We start from the raw sequence: 17,307 nt of genomic DNA, 5'->3' as shown, positions 1-17,307 counted from the left end.
CAAAGAAAGCGGTTTTTTGAATTCCGACATTTCGACAATACACCTATAATAAAGCTTGTAAACAACATTTAAGAGTTTGGAAGGGGCGTAACACAATGAAAGCACCGAAAAAAATGCTTTTACTGCTCATGGCTTTCGCACTCGTTCTCGTAAGCGCTTGCGGCGGTCATGCAAACAATGCTGAAAACACAGCGAACAAACCAAACACAACAAACAGCGGGACAGAAGTAAAGGAAGAGCCGGCGGAAGCAAAGCCGGTAACACTCCGAATCGCTTGGTGGGGCGGACAGCCACGCCACGATTATACGATGAAAGTAATCGAAATGTACAAAGCAAAAAATCCACATGTAACGATTGAAATGGAATATGCGAACTATGATGATTACTGGAAAAAGCTTGCGCCGCAAGCGGCTGCAAACGAGCTTCCGGACATCATTCAAATCGATACTCAAAACTACTCGCAATATGCGGGCAGAAATCAATTGGCTGACCTGACGCCTTTCCTGAATAATCAAATCGACGTGAGCGACATTAGTCAAAACGCGCTTGACGGCGGTAAACTGGGAGACGGACTTTATGGTATTAATCTTGGTGTAAATGCACTTGGCTTGAACTATGACCCGGCTCTTCTGAAAAAAGCAGGCATCGATTCCATTCCCGAGAATTGGACATGGGATGACTACGTAGAGATGGCAGGCAAAGCAAAGGCTGCTGGTCTTTACTTCGATAGCGGTATGCGTGCAGAGGTGTTTTTCGGATATTACCTCCGTACATTAGGTAAAACGCTATTTAATGCTGAGGGCAATGGACTTGGCTATGAAGATGATCAAATGTTCGTCGATTTCTTCGGAATGTTATCTAAATTGGTCATTGACGGAGCAGTTCCGGCACCAGACGTACTGTCACAAATCAAAGGCGCGGAAGACAGTCATCTAGTGCTGAACCAAGGTATCGGCGTATGGCAGTGGTCGAACCAATTTGTTGGCCTGCAGCAAGTAGCCAACCGTCCGCTCGCTATTGCTCCTATGACTGGTCCTGAAATGACTAAAGGGTTGTTCTTGAAGCCAAGTATGTTCTTCTCCGTATCTGAAAATTCGAAAGCAAAGGAAGAAGCGGCTAAATTTATCAGCTTTTTCGTAAATGATATCGAAGCAAACAAATTGATTTTGGGTGACCGCGGCGTTCCAGTTTCTGCAAAAGTAAAAGAAGCGCTGAAAGAGGTATCTACTCCGGCTCAAATTCAAGTGTATGACTATGTTTCTTGGGCTGAGTCGAACAGCTCCCCAATGGATCCGGCTGATCCAATCGGCTCCGCTGAAGTGTTCAAATCGCTCACCAGCCTTGCAGAGCAAATGAACTACAACAAAATCAAACCTGAAGATGCGGCAAAGAAATTTAGAGACGAAGCAACCGCCATTCTTAAGAAGAACAAGTAACATTGTTTGAACAGATGCGATGGCTGGTCGTAAGATCGGCCATCGCTCTTTCATACCTGGCACGTTAGACTTCGTATAGGAGTTGGAAAAGATGAAATCGCTATCACTCAAAAACAACTTGATCGGTTACACGTTTATAGGACCGTTTGTTATCGGATTTTTATTGTTCACTTTAGTTCCCGCTATCGCATCGCTCTATTTTTCGGTTACAGATTATGATCTTTTATCAACGCCATCCTTTATCGGATTAGAAAACTACACGACGATGTTCACCGACGACTCGAAGTTTTGGGCATCGCTGAAGGTTACGTTTCTGTACGTGTTTATCGGCGTACCGCTTCGCCTAGCGTTCGCACTGTTTATCGCCATGATCTTAAATACAGCCTCGAAAGCAATCGGGTTATATCGGACGGTTTATTATCTTCCTTCCATTATTGGCGGCAGCGTCGCGGTTTCCATTATGTGGCGCAATCTCTATGGTGACGAAGGGGTCATAAACATTTTTCTGAATGCACTCGGTTTAGATAGCGTGAGATGGTTTGCGGAACCAATAGCAGCGCTCTGGATGCTAATTACTTTATCGGTTTGGCAATTCGGTTCATCGATGCTCATTTTTCTGGCAGGACTCAAAAACATTCCGCCCGAATTGTATGAAGCGTCCAATGTGGATGGTGCAGGTCCTGTCATTCGTTTCTTCAAGATCACATTGCCTATGCTCAGCCCGATCATATTGTTTAACACGATTATGCAAACGATCGGCGCCTTTATGACATTCGTTCCAGCTTACATCATTTCCAAAGGCGAAGGCGGACCGCTTGACGGAACGCTGCTCTATTCGCTTTACTTGTTCCGTCAAGCATTCGTATACTTCGATATGGGTTATGCGTCAGCTATGGCATGGGTCATGCTCATAATTATTGCAATACTTACGGGAATCCTGTTCTGGACATCTAAGAAATGGGTCCATTACGAGTCGAAAGGCGGGCATTAATCATGTTGACCAAAAAGCTGAAGTGGCCCATCTACCATATCTTTGTATCCGCACTCGCGCTTGCTATGGTTTATCCCGTTTTGTGGCTGTTAATGAGTTCATTCAAGCAAAGCAATCTCATTTTCGCAACCGCCGATTCGCTCATACCTCAGCCATGGATTTGGGAAAATTACAAAATCGGCTGGATCGGGATCGCCGGCCAATCCTTCGGTAATTTTATTATGAACTCGCTCGAGATCGTTGTTTTAGCGACAATAGGCGCCGTATTATCTTCTGCTTTTATTGCATTCGGCTTTGCAAGGCTTAATTTTACGGGCAAAACGTTTTGGTTTGCGATTATGATGGTTACGCTCATGCTTCCGCATGATGTGGTGCTTGTCCCGCAATATATTTTGTTCGCTAAGATCGATTGGCTAAATTCTATTAAACCGATTGTCATTCCGCAATATTTTGGCATTCCGTTTTTCATCTTTTTGCTTATCCAGTTCATACGGACGATTCCGAATGAGCTCGATGAAGCGGCAACGATTGACGGCTGCGGAAAGTTCCGCTTGTTTTTCCGAATTATTTTGCCGCTCGTTGTGCCGGCTTTAGCAACCGCCTCTATTTTCTCTTTTTACTGGCGATGGGAGGATTTGCTCGGACCGGTTCTTTACTTAAACCGTCCAAGCTTATATCCGGTATCCATGGGGCTTAAGATGTTCCTCGACAGTGATACGGTATCGAATTGGGGCGCAATGTTCGCGATGTCGATCGTCAGCTTAATTCCAGTACTGGCTATATTCTTTGCTTTTCAGAAGTACATTGTTGAAGGGATTAGCACAAGTGGATTAAAATAGAAATTTGAAAGAACCAGGGGAGAGGAAGATGGAAATGCCGCAGCTTCAATTTGACGAAAATCATATTCGTGACGTAATCGACCGTGTCGTAGACCGTACATTTAGAATGGACTTCAGTTGGGATTGGCCAGGCGGTGTCGCTTTCTTCGGAGTGGCGGAAGCCTATGAAGCAACCGGCAACGAGCGTTACATTCAATTGTTGAAGGAATGGATTGACGAGAAGCTGGAAGACGGGCTGCCAAAGCTGTCCGTTAACGGCGTATCGATCGGACATGCACTTATCTCTTTGTATAAGGCTACCGATGACCAAAAATATTTAGATGTTGCCATCCAAATGGCCGAATACTTAAAGCATGACGCCGTGCGCTTTGCTGATGGAATTTTCCAGCATACAGTTAATTCGGAAACCTACAATTTTCCTGAGCAGGCATGGGTCGATACGATGATGATGGCCGGCTACTTCCTCGTCCGGATGGGGCATTTGCTTGACCGTACCGATTATTTAGAGGATGGCTTGAAGCAGTATCACGGACATGAGCATTTCTTGCAGGATCCCGTTTCTAATTTGTATTATCACGGTTGGGACAATATCGCGCAAAATCATATGTCCTCGATCTTCTGGGCTCGCGGTAACTCATGGGCAGCTCTAACGATGGCGAAGGCGCTGCCGCATATCGCGGTTCAGCATCCGTCTTTTATGATTATCGAAGGCTCGATGCGCGATCAACTAAGTACTCTCGTGCGGTTGCAAGCAGACAACGGATTATGGCATACCGTTCTGAATGATGAGACGTCTTACTTTGAAACATCAGGCTCAGCAGGTATCGCAACCGGATTGTTTGCTTTCGGGTCACTGTACAACAAGTACATCCAGCGTTCAATTGACGGTATACTAAGTCAAATTACGGAGGATGGCGCTGTCCTGAACGTATCGGCGGGAACAGCTGTAATGAATGATATCCAGGGCTACCGGGATGTTGCTCATAAGCGTGTTCAAGGCTGGGGACAAGGTCTCGCGCTTGCTTTCCTAGCGGAGCTGCTCAATTCCAAAAAGCGCGTATTTTCATAAATTAGCTGTTGTTTGAACTATCCATCATATGCTAAAGTAGCACTAATAACCGGGAAAGCATCCTGAAGCCGCTTGTGTAACAGCACGCGGGATCAGGGTGCTTTTTTTATGCCAAAAAAGAGGTGGCTACTATCGAAAATATAGAACGGTCCTCATTCTCGCCCGTAAAGGGTGACGTGTTCGGGGAGCGATACAGAATCGTTGGAACGATTGGCCGGGGTGGAATGGGAACTGTATTTGCGGTTGAAGATTTGAAGCTGGGAGGCTCGCTAAGAGCGGTAAAGGTTACGGTTCCACCGCCTGATGGAAGCGGCAGCTACATAGGTGAAGCCAATACCTTGATGAAGCTGAGTCATCCTCATCTACCGTTAATCATCGATTATTTTCCACCGAATGAGCAGGGCTATGAAGCCCTCGTAATGGATTATATTGACGGCCAAACGGTTGCCGACTATTATGTTAAGCCATACGGTGGCTTTACCTTTGCGCAAATAATCCATATCGGCTTGCAGCTTTGTTCTGCGCTCATTTATTTACATGGTCAGATGCCGCCAATCATTCATCGGGATTTGAAGCCGTCAAATGTGATGATTGACAGCAAAGGATATGTGAAGCTAATCGACTTAGGCATTTCGCGTCAATATAAGCTGGGACAGCTGCAAGATACCGTACAGCTTGGGACGGTCGGCTATGCTGCGCCTGAGCAGGAGGGTGCCGGACAAAGCGACGCCAGAACGGATATTTATGGACTTGGCGGGCTGTTCTATTATATGGCAAGCGGAGGCAAGGCATATCTCAGAAATGATGCTAACATCAGCGGCAAGGATCCATTCGTTCATTTACAGACCGACATCCCGCATTCGTTTAAAAATATTCTTAGGCAAATGCTTCAGTCAAACCCGCAGCACAGATATCGTTCCATGGTTGATGTAGAGTCTGCCCTCAAGTCATTAGAGCGAAGGTTGACGCGGGAACAGGGGGAGGGACCAGCAACGGCAAGGTCACAAATCATTCGTTCAAAGCAATTATGTGCCAGTGTTATATCGCTTTCACCCGGTGCTGGAGCAACCCTTGTTTCTCTGACATTAGCGGCTTTATTAGGGCGGCGCGGCGTATCGGTTGCAGCCGCTGAGTACAGCGGTTTGAGACCTGAATGGCATGCGTTGCTCATGCAACGGGCTAGAAGGACATCGTACGAACAGAATGAAGGAGCTTTTGACGAACGGTATATAAGATACAAACAGCCGGATAGTCTGGTAAGCTGGTTTACTCTTCATCCGGAACAATTGGCAAACGTAGAACCTGATGACTATAAATTTGAACAGATGCTGCGTCATGCCGGAGCTGCAATTGACCTTATTGATTTATCAGCAAAATGGGACGAGCCGCTTTCGTTTCAGCTTCTCAGACAATCCCGCTTTGTTTTTGTCGTAGGAGATCCGTCTGTCACCAAGTGGCAGGCAAGAGATTTTCGGAAGCTGGATGCGTTAGAGCAGGAGCTGCAAGGAACTGGTGGTTCGATGGTTTGGATTGCCAATAAAGATATCCGTTTTTCAGGACGAAGCGAATGGTTGTCGCTATTTCCGATGCCGCCGGCCGCTGCTATTCCGTTACTGCCCCAGGAAGCCATAATGAACGCACAATGGAACGGTCGGTGGTTCATGGGCGAAACCGGGTTGAATCAACGGCTGAACCGGGCGTTGGAGCCTATTTTTACACTGCTTTACAATGAAATTAACACACATTAACTTTGTATGTGGTACAATAATACGGGTGAAAACGGCAAAATTGTTAAGCCATATTATTGAGGATGCATGAATGGAGTTTAAAAAGACATGAGTTTGTTAACAGTAGAGCAATTATCACATACGTTTGGCGATCGCGTTTTGTTTAGAAATGTATCGTTCCGTTTGCTTGCAGGCGAGCACGTAGGTCTGGTTGGCGCGAATGGGACAGGCAAGTCGACGCTAATGAACATTTTGACAGGCAAGCTGTTGAAAGACGAAGGAAAAGCAGAATGGACGCCACGCGTCCGTTACGGATATTTGGATCAACACACGAAGCTCGAAGCAGGCAAAACGATCCGTGATGTGCTGAAAGATGCATTTGCACCGATGCTCGTATTAGAGCAGGAGCTGAATGATATCGCGATGCAAATGGGTGATGCAGATCCCGATACGCTCGACCAGCTGCTGGTGCGTATGGGAGAAATTCAAGAAGAGCTGGATATCGGCGACTTCTATTTGATTGATGTGAAAGTCGAGGAAATGGCTAACGGCTTAGGTCTTAGTGCCATTGGTCTCGATCGCGACGTAACGGCGTTAAGCGGGGGACAGCGGACGAAGGTGCTGCTCGCGAAGCTATTGCTTGAGAAGCCGACCGTATTGCTGCTAGACGAGCCGACGAACTATTTGGACGAGGAGCACGTTAACTGGCTGACGAATTACTTGAAAAATTATCCGTATGCATTCATTCTCATCTCCCATGAAACGGGTTTTATGAACCAGGTCGTCGACGTTATTTATCATCTGGAGTTTACGAAGCTGACTCGTTATTCCGCTAACTATGAGAAGTTTCTGGAAATGGCGGATTTGAACAAGGCACAGCATATTGATGCTTATGAGAAACAGCAGGATTATATTAAGAAACAAGAAGACTTCATTCAACGGAACAAAGCGCGGGCTTCCACTTCCGGCCGTGCGAAGAGCCGTGAGAAGCAGCTTGATCGCATCGATCGCATTGACCGCCCGGAAGAAGCGGCAAAACCGACGTTCATCTTTAAAGAGTCCAGAACGAGCGGGAAAACGGTGTTTGAGGCTGAGGGTATGGTCATCGGTTACAATAAGCCATTGCTGCCGAAGATGAACGTGCTTATCGAGCGCGGGGATAAAATTGCGATCGTCGGTTGCAACGGTGTCGGTAAATCTACGCTTTTAAAAACAATTCTTGGTGTTATTCCGCCGCTTGACGGCAACGTTTACCGTGGCGATTATTTGAATCCGGCTTACTTCGAGCAGGAAGCAAAAGCGCCGACGATGACACCTCTTGACGACGTTTGGAACGAATTCTCATTTATGAATCAGCATGAGGTGCGTGCTGCGCTTGCGCGCTGCGGACTGAAAAACGAGCACATTACCCGTGCGCTTAATCAATTGAGCGGCGGCGAGCAGGCGAAGGTGCGAATCTGTAAGCTGATGATGCGTGAAAGCAACTGGATTTTATTCGATGAGCCGACAAACCACTTGGATATCGTTGCGAAAGCAGAGCTTAAGCGTGCGCTGCAAGCATTCAAAGGTACTGTTGTACTTGTATCACATGAACCTGATTTTTATGAGGATTGGGTAACAAAGATTTGGGATGTTGAAGCTTGGTCGATGCAAAACTAGGGGTGAATTCAGGATGAATAGGCGGGCCTTCGGTTTGGGTGCGTTATGGGAGGTGTTCTGGGCAGCAAGCAAGCTCGGACTCACCTCATTCGGCGGACCTATTGCTCATATCGGTTATTTTCGTGACGAATATGTTGTACGCAGGCAGTGGCTATCCGATCGGGCGTTTGCCGATTTGGTAGCGTTGTGCCAGTTTCTTCCCGGACCTGCCAGCAGCCAGCTTGGAATGGCTATTGGTGCCAAACGTGCCGGAATCATCGGCGCTATTGCAGCATGGATAGGCTTTACATTCCCTTCGGCGCTGCTGATGATTGCATTTGCATTTAGTGCAGATACGTTGTCTTTGGCAGGAGCGGGCTGGCTTCAGGGCTTGAAGCTGGCAGCAGTTGCAATTGTCGCGCAGGCTGTTTGGAGCATGGCACGTTCCCTAGCCCCGGATCGCTCACGCGCCTCGCTGATGTTCGGCTCAGCTTGCATGGCCATTTTAGTGCCGAATATGTGGGGACAGCTGCTTCCGCTTCTAATAAGTGCAGTTATTGGAATAACGTTGCTTAAGCCGCAGACGGAGAAGGAGCAACCGGCAGAACAACAGGATGATAAGCATCCTGTAGGACGCATTTCCGCCGCAGTCATGCTCGTTATATTTTTCTTGCTGCTTATCCTATTGCCTATAGCTGGCACTTGGACAGGATCACCGGTCTTATCGATGGTTGACAGCATATATCGGGCCGGTTCTCTCGTATTTGGCGGCGGACACGTCGTCTTGCCTATGCTGGAGGTTGAGTTTCTTGGCAGCGGCGAGCTAAAGCTTACGAATGATCAGTTTATGGCCGGTTACGGAGCGGTGCAGGCAGTGCCTGGGCCATTGTTTACCTTCGCAGCCTATATAGGTGCGGCTCTGCAAACGGGACCGATGCGAATCGGGTATGCCTTAATTGCGCTTATAGCTATTTTCTTACCTTCGTTTCTTTTGTTAATCGGCACTTTGCCATTCTGGGATGCTCTGAAACGAAATCGTATTGCGCAAGCTGCGCTCAAAGGAGTCAATGCCGGTATCGTTGGTATTTTGCTGGCGGCCTTATACGATCCTATTTTTATCGATACGGTTACATCCTCTGAGCAGTTTGTTCTTGTACTGATTTTGTTTGCCTTTTCGCAATTATGGAAACGTCCTCCGTGGCAAACAGTCTTGCTCGCGGCTATCGCCGGTCTACTCTTCCTGTAGATCGGCTTGCTTGCATTTGTGAAACAGCTTCATTATGATAAAATCAACCGCTCTTGCAAGAGTGTGTTGATAAATGAATATATAATCGACAACCGGAAGCAGGTGAACCTCAAAGATGAAAGAGCGAATTCTTGTCGTTGAAGACGAAGCGGGTATATCCCGTATTTTGCAGCTGGAACTGGAGCATGAGGGCTATACGGTCGGTACGGCCACTGATGGACGTAAGGGGTATGAAATGGCTTCTTCAGGTGATTGGGAGCTAGTACTTCTTGATGTCATGCTTCCAGAAATGAGCGGAATTGAAGTGCTGAGGTTGCTGCGTCAGGCAGGTAATCCGGTACCTATTATATTATTGACAGCACGGGATACTGTACCTGATAAAGTGAGCGGTTTCGAGCACGGCGCGAATGATTATATTACCAAACCGTTTGCGATGGAGGAGCTGCTGGCGCGGGTTCGTAACATTTTGCGCATATTTCAGCAGTATCCGCGTGAAGCGGAAGGTTCGGACATGATTAAAGTCGGCGATCTAACCATTGAGCTGCGGACGCGTAAAGTATTCCGTAAAGATATTGTTATTGAACTGACTCCGCGTGAATTTGAGCTGCTTGTCTATCTCGTCGAGAACAAAAATGAAGAAAAGTCGCGCGAAGACATTCTGTCTGAAGTGTGGGGTTATGATTTTATCGGCGAAACGAATTTGGTTGACGTTTACATCCGTTATTTGCGGCAAAAGCTGGACAAGGGCTATCGTCATAAGCTTATTCATACGGTGCGCGGTGTAGGTTATATGATAAAGGAGCCCGATGCATGACGCTGCGCAAACGGTTCACGCTTTTTACTATTTTTTGGCTAATCTTTATTCTCATTTTGTTTAATATTTTCGTCTATTTTTATGTGATAAAAATCACGACTGAAAGCGAAGAAGAAGTAATTGCCAATAAGGTCAATCTCATGCTTGAAAACCCCCGAATCCAGAGCGGCCGAGGACTAAATTCTCCGGATTTGCTGAATGAATATTACAATGTAAATGAAATGATCCGCATAATAGTTCCGAATAATAGAGTGGTTAACATCACGGGCTCCAACGAGCTGCTGCTGGAGCTGCCGGCAGCGTTCGAGCTCCAGCATCATACAGGGATGATTACGAAGGGCGGGGAGCGCATTTTGTTTATGCGTGTACCGCTTTATGAAGGCAACCGTGTCATTGGAATGCTTGAGGTTAACCGCATTTTGGACGAGCTCGACAACTATTTGCAAGTGCTGGTTGCTGCTTTAAGCGTAACGAGCGGCGGAGCCATTTTGTTCGCTATCTTTGGTACATATTGGTTCACATCCAGATTGACGGCGCCCATTCAGCAAATGGTTAATACAATGCGCGAAATCGATCGGAGCGGGAAGCTAAGGCAAATTGATTTGAACAGCCGTGAGGAATCGGCAGAATTATTGCAGCTTGTCCGCGCATTTAATCAAATGATCGAGCGGCTTGAACGTACTTTTGCTAAGCAGAAGCAATTCGTGGCCGATGCTTCACATGAGCTGAAAACGCCGCTGACTGTAATTAGCAGCTACGCCGGCATGCTGAGGCGTTGGGGGCGCGACGATGAAAACCTGCGCAATGAGGCTATTGAAGCAATCGATAAGGAAGCAAACCGTTTGCAAAATTTAACGAAGTCCATGCTAATGCTGGCAGAGGCTGAGCAAGAAGATTGGCTCAAGCAGGAGCTGTTCGACGTTGTTCAAGTAGTTGACGAGCTAGCTACGATGCTGCAGACCACCTTTGGACGACCGATTCGCGTTAAGGCGATGTCTAAGGTCGTCCGGATGGTAGGCGATAAGGATAAAATTAGACAACTGCTCGTTATATTGCTGGATAATGCAATCAAATATTCAAAGGACCCGATCGATGTCACCGTTACGCTGGTCAGGCATATTGTAAAAATTGAGGTCAAGGATAAAGGGATCGGGATCCCGGAAAATGAAATTCCGCATCTGTTTGAAAGATTCTATCGCGTAGATGGAGCCAGAAGCCGGACTACCGGTGGCGTTGGACTGGGATTGTCTATAGCAAAGCGTATCGTCGATTTGCATGAAGGCAAAGTTGACGTCTTCAGCTTGCCTGATCTAGGTACGACGATAACGCTGCAATTCAAGCAACGGAAACAATAGCATTTTTTAAAGGAGGGATGCAGATGAAGTTTCGTACAGCTGCTGTTCAATATAAGCTGACTGATATTAGCTCGTTTGATCAATTTGCCGGGCAAGTCAAGCATTATGTCCGCAATGCCTCGGAGTATGGCGTGCAATTTATTTTATTTCCCGAATTTATGACCACGCAATTGCTGTCAATCGGAGATGAGGAAGGCAATGCGCTGCCAATCGAGTGTTTGCCTGACTTTTCGCATGACTATTTGAAGTTATTTCGTACATTAGCAGCTGAATATGGGGTATATATTGTCGGTGGTACACATGTCGTTGAGGTCACTGATGGCAAGCTCCGTAATGCGGCGCATCTGTTCCATCCGGACGGGAAAATAGACGTTCAGCACAAAATCCATCTCACGCCGACCGAAGTAAGTGAATGGAACATGTCGCCGGGTGAGGGCATTGAAGTGTTCGAGACTACATTTGGCACGATTGCAATGTTAACCTGCTATGATATCGAATTCCCTGAGATCGTACGAATGGCGCGTGCTAAAGGAGCAGACGTTATTTTCTGTCCATCCTGCACGGACGATCGGCATGGGTTCTATCGCGTCCGCTATTGCTGTCATGCGAGAGCGGTTGAAAATCAAGTGTATATCGTAACGACGGGAACGGTCGGTGCGTTGCGCAAAGTCGATTTCATGCGGGCGAATTTTGGTCAAGCTGCCATCATAACTCCAAACGACATTCCATTCCCGCCAGCTGGTATTCTAAGTGAAGGCATTATAAATGATGATATGCTGGTCGTTGCAGATCTTGATCTGTCGCTGCTGGAGGATGTAAGAGCGAGAGGCTCGGTTACAACCTGGCGTGACCGCCGGACCGATTTGTATCCGGATTGGAGCTAGCAATGCGCAAAGAAATATATTTGTTTGTTGACGGGAAACCGCAAAAGACCATCATACGCAATTATACCGAAGCTGATTTTGAAGCACTCATTGACGTTCAACGGGCAAGCTTTCCGCCGCCTTTTCCAGAAGAGCTGTGGTGGAACCCACAGCAGCTATCAGAGCATGTTTCGCGTTTCCCTGAAGGTACATTGTGCGCTGAAGTAGGAGGGCGTATGATTGGATCCATGACAGGGCTAATCGTCGATATGAACGATTATGGCCATTCGCACGATTGGCAAACGATAACTGATGGCGGCTATATCCGTAACCATAACAGAAACGGAGATACGTTATACGTTGTTGATATATGCGTTATGCCAGAATATCGCAAATCGGGAATCGGCAAATGGCTCATGCAAACGATGTATGAGACCGTAGTATTCGCAGGACTAAGCAGATTGCTAGGCGGGGGACGGATGCCAGGCTATTCGGAACATGCGCATGAGGTGTCGCCTGAAGTGTATTTGGAAAAAGTGCTGGAAGGTGAGTGGAAAGATCCCGTCATTACATTTCTGCTGCGTTGCGGCCGTATGCCGGTTGGATTAGCCCATAATTATTTGGAAGACGAGCAATCGCAAAACTGTGCGGTCATTATGGAATGGAGAAATCCATTTATATAAAGGAGAGATGCCATTATGTTAATCTATCATCGCATTTCATCGATTGAAGATCCCTATTTCAGCTCGCTGCATCAGCTGCTGCAAACGATTTTCCCGCCTGAAGAGGTGCTGGCTTATGAGCTGTGGAAGGAACCGCTTGAGGATCCAACCATTCATGTATACGTGGCGGTACATGAAGGTGAAGTCGTTGGATCAACCGAATATCGTTATTATCCTGAACTGCGCGTGGCGATGACTGACTTTACGATAATCGCCAAGCCATCACTCGGTATTGGGCGGTTTCTGCTGCGAAATCGAGAGCGTGACCTGGAAAGACTCGCTGAACAATCGGGAACAACGCCAATCGGAATGTTTGCTGAGGTCTACGATCCTTATCGTGCGGAAGATCATGCGTTTGGAGGGGTATCTCCGATGAATCCGTATGTTCGCCGCGAGGTGCTGTCGCATGTCGGCTACAAACGGCTAAATCTCGCTTATGTTCACCCATCATGGGATCATGAAGGCGCGGCAGTATCAGAGCTGGACTTATGCTTTTTACCGAAGGATGAAGAGCAAGCAAGTATTGACGCTTCGCTCGTATCCGCGTTTCTCGAGGGCTATTATTCTGCATTGCCGAACAAACCGGAAGAGTGGCTTAATATGATGGAGAAGATTCGCGCTTCAGAGACGATCGAGCTGCTTCCGCTATGACGAGATTATTAATTAGAGGCACCGGGGACTCCATGGGGGTTCCGCGTGTCTACTGTGAGTGTACGGTTTGCGAAGAAGCCCGCATAACTAACGAAAACCGTCGTCTGCGCTCTTCCATGCAAATCGAAGATCCGGATGCGGGAACGATATGGATTGATTGCGGACCGGATTGGGCGAAACAAATGGAAGCCGCTAAGCTGCACACAGTAGATACGATGCTCATTACACACGCACACTTTGATCACATCGGCGGCTTAGTAGAATGGGCTGACACTTGCCGCTGGCTGAAAAAGCGGGGGATTGCTTACGCTCCCTCGGAAGTTATCAATGAAATTAATGAACGTTTTCCTTGGCTTCAAAATCAAATATCGTTTCATTCCTTCGATCAGCCTATTCAATTAGGTCAATGGATTGCTTCCAGCTGGCGCGTAAATCATGGCAAAAACGGCTATGCCTACGCGTTCCGGTTCGAACATACCATTAACGGTTATAAGTGGGCATATTGTTCCGATTCAATCGGTTTGACGGAGCAGCAGCAGGAGCCCTTATACGGCCTTGATTTACTTGTATTTGGGACAAGTTTTTATCATGAGCCATTCGCTTATGAAACGAGGTCCGTTTATGATGTCCTTGAAGCAATCGAATTGACCGGGAAGTGGGAAGCAAAGCGCACGCTTCTTACTCATATGTCCCATGACATTGACTTCAGAAAATCATATGCGCTGCCGGAGAGAATGGAATTCGCTCGGACAGGGATGTCGATAACGATTTAATCTGCCGGTCTTAATGTCGGGCTTGACAGAGGACTTGTCTTTTTTGTATATTATTGGGGTAAGCTTCTTCAACGAAAAGGGGAAATTTTAATGATTAACGGTGTTCTTAACTCATAAATTGGATATGGTCAGATGAACGAAGGTCTTGCGGCTTACGTCCGGTGCATTTGTGTCGTGCGGCAAGGCTCTATTTAGTTATCTGACGCCAAGAGTTAAGGACATGAGGATTTCCGCCTGAATGCAATTCGACAGCGGCCCAATCACCGTGCTCTCGCAGCGCGGTTTTTTTATACTCTTTTTTCTGTTAACGAATTGCGTTAACGATGGAAGCGGTATTGGAGCATACGTCGAACATGACAGGAATGGAACGCGCCCGCGTTCTGTTCCTGTCTTTTTTTTATCCAAAATTAAGGAGGCAATAAGATGATCAATGCATCTTGGAGAAAATTAGAGTATGACAAAGTGAAGGAGCAAGTCAGTAGTTTTACTGTATCACCCGCGGGGCGGTTACTCGCTGAGCGGCTGGAGCCGAGTACAAAATACAGACAAATTGAGTCTTGGCTGCAGGAAACGGAGGAAGCTGCGGCATTGCTTGCAAGTGGTGCCAGCATCCCATTGTCAGCTATGGAAGGGATCGATCCTTTTCTGACATTGCTTGGTAAAGGGCGGGTTTATAACGAATCGGAGCTGGAGCAATTGTCTGTATGGCTTACCTCTGTCGTGCAAATGAAAAAGTATATGTACAGCAAACGCAGCATCGCACCGACTATAGCGGCTTATGCGGAGTCGATGTATGATTGTCCTCAGCTTCGGGATGAGCTGAACCGTTGTATACGGTACGGCTTAATTACAGACCAAGCAAGTGCTGATCTCGCTTTTATAAGAAGGCACATTTATGCTTCCGAAGATAAAATACAGCGAAAAATGGAGCATGCGCTGCATAAGTATCGCACGTCGCTGCAAGAGCCGGTTATTAGCAAACGGCGTGACCGGTTCGTGATAGCAGTGAAGCGTGAGCTGCGCAAGCAGGTGCCTGGTATGGTATGGGATGAATCGTCAAGCGGGCAGACGCTGTTCGTTGAACCCGTTGATGTTGCTGAGCTTCAAGTAGAACTGCAGCAGTGGAAGGCTGAGGAAGAGCGCGAGCGTACGGTCATTTTAGCGCGATTGTCGGAGCTGGCTGAATCTTTTTCTTTTGAACTGCATCGTAATGTGGAAGCGATGGCGTCGTTTGACTTCATAACAGCCCGGGCTAAGCTGTCCCGATCCTATGAAGGAAAACGAATTGAATTATTGGATCAGCCGGTTATCCGGCTCAAAGGAGCTCGCCATCCTTTGCTTGGGCAGGGAAGCGTTCCGCTAAATGTTGAGCTTGGCTATGGCTGGAAGCAGCTTATTATCACGGGTCCTAACACCGGCGGGAAAACAGTTACTTTAAAGACGATCGGATTGTTTGTGCTCATGCTGCAATCGGGCTTGCTTGTGCCCGCGGAGGAGGGAAGCGTTCTAGGCGTGTTCCAACATGTCATTGCCGATGTGGGTGATGGTCAAAGCTTGGAGCAGTCGCTGAGCACCTTTTCCTCTCACATTACAGTGCTGAACGAAATGCTTAAATATGCCAGTCCGAGAGCATTGCTGCTGCTGGATGAGCTTGCGGCAGGGACAGATCCTTCTGAAGGAATAGCGCTTTCAATCGCATTGCTTGAACAATTGCTGAAACGAGGGGCATTAGCTGCAGCAACAACCCATTTTAATGAAATCAAATCATTTGCCGCCCGAACGGCAGGCTGTCAAAACGCAAAAATGGCATTTGATTCAGAAACATTAAAGCCGCTTTACCGTTTAGAAATTGGTGAAGCTGGGGACAGCCATGCATTCGCGATCGCGCGGAGATTCGGTTTGCCGGAAGAGGTTCTGCAGCGTGCGGAGCAGCTTCTAGTGCGTAAGCAAGAGACGACTATAAAACCAGAGTTAATGAAGCTGCCGTTAGTAAACACTGAAGTGAATGAACAAACGAAGAAGCTTAACGATACCGGCGAAGCCGTAAAACCAAAAGCTAAACCGTTTCAGAAGGGAGACGCGGTTTGGATTTATCCGTTAAAGAGAATCGGAGTGGTATTTCGACCTGCAGATGAGCGGGGCAATGTTGTTGTGCAGGTGCAGGGCCAGAAGCTCACCTTTAACCATAAACGGATCAAGCTATATATCGCCAAAACAAAATTGTATCCTGACGAGCAATATGATTTGGATATCGTATTTGAAACGAAGCAAAATAGAAAAGCACGCAAGCTGATGAACCGTAAGCATGTAGAAGGGCTTTCCATCGTTACACCTGAGGAAGACATTTATAAGTAATATCAAAAAAAGCCGGGGTTCATGAACCTCGGCTCTTTGCTTATATGAAGGATTTCTAGTCCCGGCTTTGGATAATCAGGAGCAGCCCCTCGCTTAATTGGATCGTTCCGGTGGGAGCAGTCAACACATTGCTAATCCCTAGCGATTGGCCAATCGTCAATGCTGCATCGGTCAGCGGATATTGAAAACCTGTTAATGTAATCCCTTTTACTTGCATGGTAAGCGGCAGCAGTGAAACGTTAGGATAACCTTGTTTTTGAATCATGATTTGCTCAGTTGCCAGTGTAATTTTGTTATGTTCGTCAATAATAGTTGCGCGAACGTTTTGCTTTGCCGCGAGAGCAAGCAGATGAACGTTGGCGAGTGAATGATCGAATCGAGTGCCTAGTGCACCGAGCAGTACTAGTTCAGATGGCTGCATATCGAGTGAAAGTCTTACAGCCATTTCGGTATCTGTGTAATCCTTGTCGACCGGATCGCAAGCTATTGTCTGTCCGCTGCTGCTGCGGATGATGGCCAGCTCTTCCGCAGAGACCGAGTCGAAGTCGCCGATCGCAATATCCGGCCGCAGCCCTTGCGAAATAAGAAAGCGTGCGCCGCTGTCAGCTCCAATGAGCAAATCGCCGGCTTTTATATGTTCAAGAGCCCAAGCGCCGAGCTGGCCGCCCGTGCAGATGACGATGCGAGGTTGCATGAAGTGTCGTCCTTTCATATAGGAAAATCATATAATACCAAGTATATAGCCTTTTGTTACTTAAAAACTAGAGTAAACCGATAAGCGACTTATATTGCGCTCGGAATAGCGCGAAATTTGTCGTTGCGAAACCG

15 protein-coding genes are annotated in these 17,307 nt (G+C 47.2%); 14 read left to right on the top strand and 1 reads right to left on the bottom strand.

Annotation, left to right across the window (positions count from 1 at the left end; translation table 11 throughout):
* Positions 1-95: 95 nt before the first annotated feature.
* The 14 genes from DFP97_RS02890 to DFP97_RS02820 all read left to right on the top strand — a co-directional run bounded on the left by DFP97_RS02890 (position 96) and on the right by DFP97_RS02820 (position 16,479).
* Positions 96-1,436, top strand: coding sequence for an ABC transporter substrate-binding protein (locus DFP97_RS02890; protein ID WP_114378471.1), 1,341 nt, complete (start codon positions 96-98; stop codon positions 1,434-1,436).
* Positions 1,437-1,527: 91 nt separating this feature from the next.
* Positions 1,528-2,427 carry a carbohydrate ABC transporter permease gene (locus DFP97_RS02885; protein WP_114378470.1) on the top strand — a complete coding sequence of 300 codons (900 nt, stop codon included), beginning with the start codon at positions 1,528-1,530 and terminating at the stop codon, positions 2,425-2,427.
* A 2-nt stretch (positions 2,428-2,429) separates the two neighbouring features.
* Positions 2,430-3,266: a carbohydrate ABC transporter permease gene (locus DFP97_RS02880; protein WP_425453488.1), complete on the top strand. Its 837-nt coding sequence runs from the start codon at positions 2,430-2,432 to the stop codon at positions 3,264-3,266.
* A gap of 34 nt (positions 3,267-3,300) precedes the next feature.
* A complete protein-coding gene (locus DFP97_RS02875) occupies positions 3,301-4,335 on the top strand; it encodes a glycoside hydrolase family 88/105 protein (protein WP_114378840.1) in 1,035 nt (344 codons plus the stop codon).
* 122 nt (positions 4,336-4,457) lie between these two features.
* Entirely contained in the window at positions 4,458-6,083 is a 1,626-nt protein-coding gene (locus tag DFP97_RS02870) for a serine/threonine protein kinase (RefSeq protein ID WP_342773246.1), read from the top strand.
* 87 nt (positions 6,084-6,170) lie between these two features.
* The gene (locus DFP97_RS02865) at positions 6,171-7,721 is read left to right on the top strand and encodes an ABC-F family ATP-binding cassette domain-containing protein (RefSeq protein WP_114378467.1); all 1,551 of its coding nucleotides are present in this window, start codon (positions 6,171-6,173) and stop codon (positions 7,719-7,721) included.
* A gap of 13 nt (positions 7,722-7,734) precedes the next feature.
* On the top strand, positions 7,735-8,946 hold the full coding sequence (chrA, locus tag DFP97_RS02860; protein ID WP_114378466.1) for a chromate efflux transporter: 1,212 nt from the start codon (positions 7,735-7,737) through the stop codon (positions 8,944-8,946).
* A 115-nt stretch (positions 8,947-9,061) separates the two neighbouring features.
* Positions 9,062-9,760, top strand: coding sequence for a response regulator transcription factor (locus DFP97_RS02855; RefSeq protein ID WP_114378465.1), 699 nt, complete (start codon positions 9,062-9,064; stop codon positions 9,758-9,760).
* A complete protein-coding gene (locus tag DFP97_RS02850; RefSeq protein ID WP_114378464.1) occupies positions 9,757-11,115 on the top strand; it encodes a HAMP domain-containing sensor histidine kinase in 1,359 nt (452 codons plus the stop codon). The genes DFP97_RS02855 and DFP97_RS02850 overlap by 4 nt, the downstream gene beginning before the upstream one ends.
* Before the next feature lie 23 nt (positions 11,116-11,138).
* Entirely contained in the window at positions 11,139-11,999 is an 861-nt protein-coding gene (locus DFP97_RS02845; protein WP_114378463.1) for a carbon-nitrogen hydrolase family protein, read from the top strand.
* A gap of 2 nt (positions 12,000-12,001) precedes the next feature.
* Entirely contained in the window at positions 12,002-12,661 is a 660-nt protein-coding gene (locus DFP97_RS02840; RefSeq protein WP_114378462.1) for a GNAT family N-acetyltransferase, read from the top strand.
* Positions 12,662-12,676: 15 nt separating this feature from the next.
* On the top strand, positions 12,677-13,351 hold the full coding sequence (locus DFP97_RS02835) for a GNAT family N-acetyltransferase (protein WP_114378461.1): 675 nt from the start codon (positions 12,677-12,679) through the stop codon (positions 13,349-13,351).
* Entirely contained in the window at positions 13,348-14,124 is a 777-nt protein-coding gene (locus DFP97_RS02830; RefSeq protein ID WP_114378460.1) for an MBL fold metallo-hydrolase, read from the top strand. Before DFP97_RS02835 ends, DFP97_RS02830 begins: the two co-directional genes overlap by 4 nt.
* Before the next feature lie 423 nt (positions 14,125-14,547).
* Positions 14,548-16,479 (top strand): endonuclease MutS2, encoded by a 1,932-nt coding sequence (locus tag DFP97_RS02820; protein ID WP_114378458.1) that lies wholly within the window; start codon positions 14,548-14,550, stop codon positions 16,477-16,479.
* Between the two features lie 55 nt (positions 16,480-16,534).
* Here the strand turns inward: DFP97_RS02820 and DFP97_RS02815 are convergent, their stop codons facing one another.
* Positions 16,535-17,173 carry a thiamine diphosphokinase gene (locus tag DFP97_RS02815; RefSeq protein ID WP_114378457.1) on the bottom strand — a complete coding sequence of 213 codons (639 nt, stop codon included), beginning with the start codon at positions 17,171-17,173 and terminating at the stop codon, positions 16,535-16,537.
* Positions 17,174-17,307: the final 134 nt, after the last annotated feature.

Origin of the sequence: Paenibacillus prosopidis, from assembly GCF_003337375.1 — a bacterium.
In the GTDB taxonomy this organism is placed as follows: domain Bacteria; phylum Bacillota; class Bacilli; order Paenibacillales; family Paenibacillaceae; genus Pristimantibacillus; species Pristimantibacillus prosopidis.
This window is presented reverse-complemented; position numbering and strand designations above follow the sequence as displayed.

What these genes read in the sequence shown, in the direction of transcription:
- DFP97_RS02890 (WP_114378471.1), top strand. Translation starts at nt 96, where the DNA reads ATGAAAGCACCGAAAAAAATGCTTTTACTGCTCATGGCTTTCGCACTC.
- DFP97_RS02885 (WP_114378470.1), top strand. Translation starts at nt 1,528, where the DNA reads ATGAAATCGCTATCACTCAAAAACAACTTGATCGGTTACACGTTTATA.
- DFP97_RS02880 (WP_425453488.1), top strand. Translation starts at nt 2,430, where the DNA reads ATGTTGACCAAAAAGCTGAAGTGGCCCATCTACCATATCTTTGTATCC.
- DFP97_RS02875 (WP_114378840.1), top strand. Translation starts at nt 3,301, where the DNA reads ATGCCGCAGCTTCAATTTGACGAAAATCATATTCGTGACGTAATCGAC.
- DFP97_RS02865 (WP_114378467.1), top strand. Translation starts at nt 6,171, where the DNA reads ATGAGTTTGTTAACAGTAGAGCAATTATCACATACGTTTGGCGATCGC.
- chrA (WP_114378466.1), top strand. Translation starts at nt 7,735, where the DNA reads ATGAATAGGCGGGCCTTCGGTTTGGGTGCGTTATGGGAGGTGTTCTGG.
- DFP97_RS02855 (WP_114378465.1), top strand. Translation starts at nt 9,062, where the DNA reads ATGAAAGAGCGAATTCTTGTCGTTGAAGACGAAGCGGGTATATCCCGT.
- DFP97_RS02850 (WP_114378464.1), top strand. Translation starts at nt 9,757, where the DNA reads ATGACGCTGCGCAAACGGTTCACGCTTTTTACTATTTTTTGGCTAATC.
- DFP97_RS02845 (WP_114378463.1), top strand. Translation starts at nt 11,139, where the DNA reads ATGAAGTTTCGTACAGCTGCTGTTCAATATAAGCTGACTGATATTAGC.
- DFP97_RS02840 (WP_114378462.1), top strand. Translation starts at nt 12,002, where the DNA reads ATGCGCAAAGAAATATATTTGTTTGTTGACGGGAAACCGCAAAAGACC.
- DFP97_RS02835 (WP_114378461.1), top strand. Translation starts at nt 12,677, where the DNA reads ATGTTAATCTATCATCGCATTTCATCGATTGAAGATCCCTATTTCAGC.
- DFP97_RS02830 (WP_114378460.1), top strand. Translation starts at nt 13,348, where the DNA reads ATGACGAGATTATTAATTAGAGGCACCGGGGACTCCATGGGGGTTCCG.
- DFP97_RS02820 (WP_114378458.1), top strand. Translation starts at nt 14,548, where the DNA reads ATGATCAATGCATCTTGGAGAAAATTAGAGTATGACAAAGTGAAGGAG.
- DFP97_RS02815 (WP_114378457.1), bottom strand. Translation starts at nt 17,173, where the DNA reads ATGCAACCTCGCATCGTCATCTGCACGGGCGGCCAGCTCGGCGCTTGG.